The sequence below is a fragment of the Flavobacterium plurextorum genome, assembly GCF_002217395.1.
Taxonomy (GTDB): Bacteria; Bacteroidota; Bacteroidia; order Flavobacteriales; family Flavobacteriaceae; genus Flavobacterium; species Flavobacterium plurextorum.
On record NZ_MUHD01000060.1, the window covers coordinates 461 to 3,088 of the forward strand.

Below are 2,628 nucleotides of genomic sequence, written 5' to 3' on the forward strand. Positions count from 1 at the left end.
TGGAGTTCTTGTAATAGCAGTATTAGAATCGTGTTATTGTATTTTACAATATTTAGGATTTATTAAAAGTAAAAGTGAGTTTTTTATCGTGACAGGAACTTGGATAAATCCAAATGTTACTGCGCAGTTTTTAGCAATGTGCGTTCCTATTTTTCTTTACAGTTTTAAAGAGAATCGCAAAAAAACATATCAAGCCGGCTTTTTTCTTTTAGTAATTGCATTAATTCTGCTAAAGTGCAGAGCCGCTTTTATTGGCAGTATGATCGCTGTGATTGTCTATTTTACGCTAGAGTATTCTTTTATCAACTGGGTAAGAAATCAGCGCAATAAAACTGTTGTAAAGATACTTGTAATAATTGGTCTTCTTTTTACCCTTTCAATCGCAAATCAATTATACAACAGTAAAAAAGCGTCTTCACAAGGAAGAGCTTTTATATGGAAATTATCTGCAATGATGGTCAGCGAAAAACCGTTTTTCGGCTATCGGAGCTGCTTCCGATATTACAGATGCCGCTAAAGAAGAGCTCTTCACGATTGACATCGACACTGACAAGCCCACTATTCTGATCTCGGGAAGCGAAAAAGATCTTTTGGCATACTATTTTAAAGGAGGCCACAATTTTCCGAATGTTCTCAAGAAAAATGAAAAACAAATGAGCCTACTAATTGACAGGGAGTGGGCGACTTTTGCATCGACTCAACTAAAAAAAAACAGAGAGGAAGCCGATAAGGTAAGTTATTTTATAGACAACCTGGTCAGAGACGATATCCTTGAAAATAATACTTTAAAAAAACTGCCAGCTGATAAAGTAACTGTGGCAAAAAAACTGCTTTCATTTAGCCGCTTAAAAAGGCGTAGCATTGCAGCACGTTACTTCAATTTTAAAGATCATTTCAAAGGTTTTAAAGGTTCTACATTGCCAAGCAATTTCATGGAAATTGATGGTGTTGGCATTTTATTCCTGTATTACCCAGGTGATACAGATTTAGAACGCCTTCATTTGCTCAAAGAATATACAATTCTATGCTGTTTCATACAAAAAAAAATTCCTATTACAAGTTTAATTCTATTATCAAGCAACAGGAGAGAAGAGATAGAATTGGTATATAGAGAAAAGTTTACTGAGTTATCATCTAAAGAAAAAGCATTAATAAAATTGATAGAAGATAATAGAGCTTATTCAAAGCAGAAAATCATATTTGTATCAGAAGACGAATTTCCGATGCAGAAATTAACTTTCCTGATTTTACAAGGGATAATCAATGTCGAGGTACAAATAAGGTACAAATTTTACAAAACAAAATCTTACAAAAACATCATTGGTAATGTGTCCTATAATTTACTAAATAATCAGGTTTTGAAAAGAACATTTAACCTAGTAGTTAAAACAAAAATATAAAAATAAATGCTAACTTTAAAAAAGCTTATATATAAAGATGTTTTGAAATTTAATATCATCAACATGGAAAATATAATTTCTGCTGATTAATTTTATCAGCTGGCAGCTGAAAAGAATACGCCAAGCAGTCATAATTTATTTTTATCATAGGCCTGCTATCTGTTGTTCCACAAATTGTAAGTTCATTAAGATAATAAACAATGGCTTTCTCACAGGTTTCCCCATTTCAAATTTAAATCTACCGGCTGTGAAATTATATTAGTACACCATTGAATTTAAAAGATTGCTTTTTACTCGATGATATTTAATCCATCATTTTTCTATTAGCAGTTTTATTTATGAGATACATCCAAAATGATAAAAAGTAAAAAAGGAAAACTGTTGTTACAAAAGAATGAAGCAGACACCAATACATCTTTATATCCCTGAAATGATTTACAATAGTTTGCAAGCTAAATTCCTTATCAATAAAGAATGATGAACAAAATAATAAGACAGTTCCGAAGAAGAATAAAAAAATCAGCCATGGCATAGCTATTTTAAACTTATTTAACTTAATTATCATGTTCGTCTAATTTTAAATTATTAAAAAAGGCATTAAACATAGTGAAACTGCCTATTTCTAAATCTTGATAACTCACATCTTGTATTATATGATTAAGTAAATCTTCAGGGATTTTTTTTTGCCCCAATCTATTTTCAACAAAATTTTCAACTATTAAAATTATATCAGTGATCTTTTTTGATTCTGGACCAATTTCTTGCAGTGCCAATTTTTTTGGTTCTGAAAATAATAATTCCGCTTTATGTTTTTTTAATTTAATAGAATAGTACGGAACTATAACAGTAAGAAACAATGAAATTGTGTATAAATTACCGTCCCTTATCACAGTAAGGCTAAAAGTCATACATCTTTCTCCCAAATCAAGCAAAGTAAAATCTTCAAAATTTTTTAAATAATTATTTTTTTTAAATTCCCTAATAATTCCTTTTGATATATCTTGTCTGTGCTCATGATCAAACTTTTTAATACGCTGATACAATTTTTGATATTCATCACTGCCAAGATATTTAGTAATTTCTGTATTAAAACAAACATCTTTAGGGTAATATGAATAAACTACGTTTCTTAAAATTTCACTAACCATATTCATGTAAATAGCATTTTTAATTCACTAATATATAATTGGTATATTCAAATAAAATTTTCAATATTATAAAATACAAT

General features: G+C 29.6%; 3 protein-coding genes. 2 read left to right on the top strand and 1 reads right to left on the bottom strand.

Annotated elements, in window-relative coordinates; genetic code table 11:
- The coding region (locus tag B0A81_RS21470) for an O-antigen ligase family protein (protein WP_165768109.1) at window positions 1-517 on the top strand (517 nt) is incomplete at its 5' end.
- A 136-nt stretch (window positions 518-653) separates the two neighbouring features.
- On the top strand, window positions 654-1,400 hold the full coding sequence (locus B0A81_RS21475) for a hypothetical protein (protein WP_165768110.1): 747 nt from the start codon (window positions 654-656) through the stop codon (window positions 1,398-1,400).
- A 554-nt stretch (window positions 1,401-1,954) separates the two neighbouring features.
- Here the strand turns inward: B0A81_RS21475 and B0A81_RS21485 are convergent.
- Window positions 1,955-2,554: a hypothetical protein gene (locus tag B0A81_RS21485; protein ID WP_123922223.1), complete on the bottom strand. Its 600-nt coding sequence runs from the start codon at window positions 2,552-2,554 to the stop codon at window positions 1,955-1,957.
- Window positions 2,555-2,628 lie beyond the last annotated feature (74 nt).

Coding starts and splice junctions, on each gene's coding strand:
- B0A81_RS21475 (WP_165768110.1), top strand. CDS start 654: ATGAGCCTACTAATTGACAGGGAGTGGGCGACTTTTGCATCGACTCAA.
- B0A81_RS21485 (WP_123922223.1), bottom strand. CDS start 2,554: ATGAATATGGTTAGTGAAATTTTAAGAAACGTAGTTTATTCATATTAC.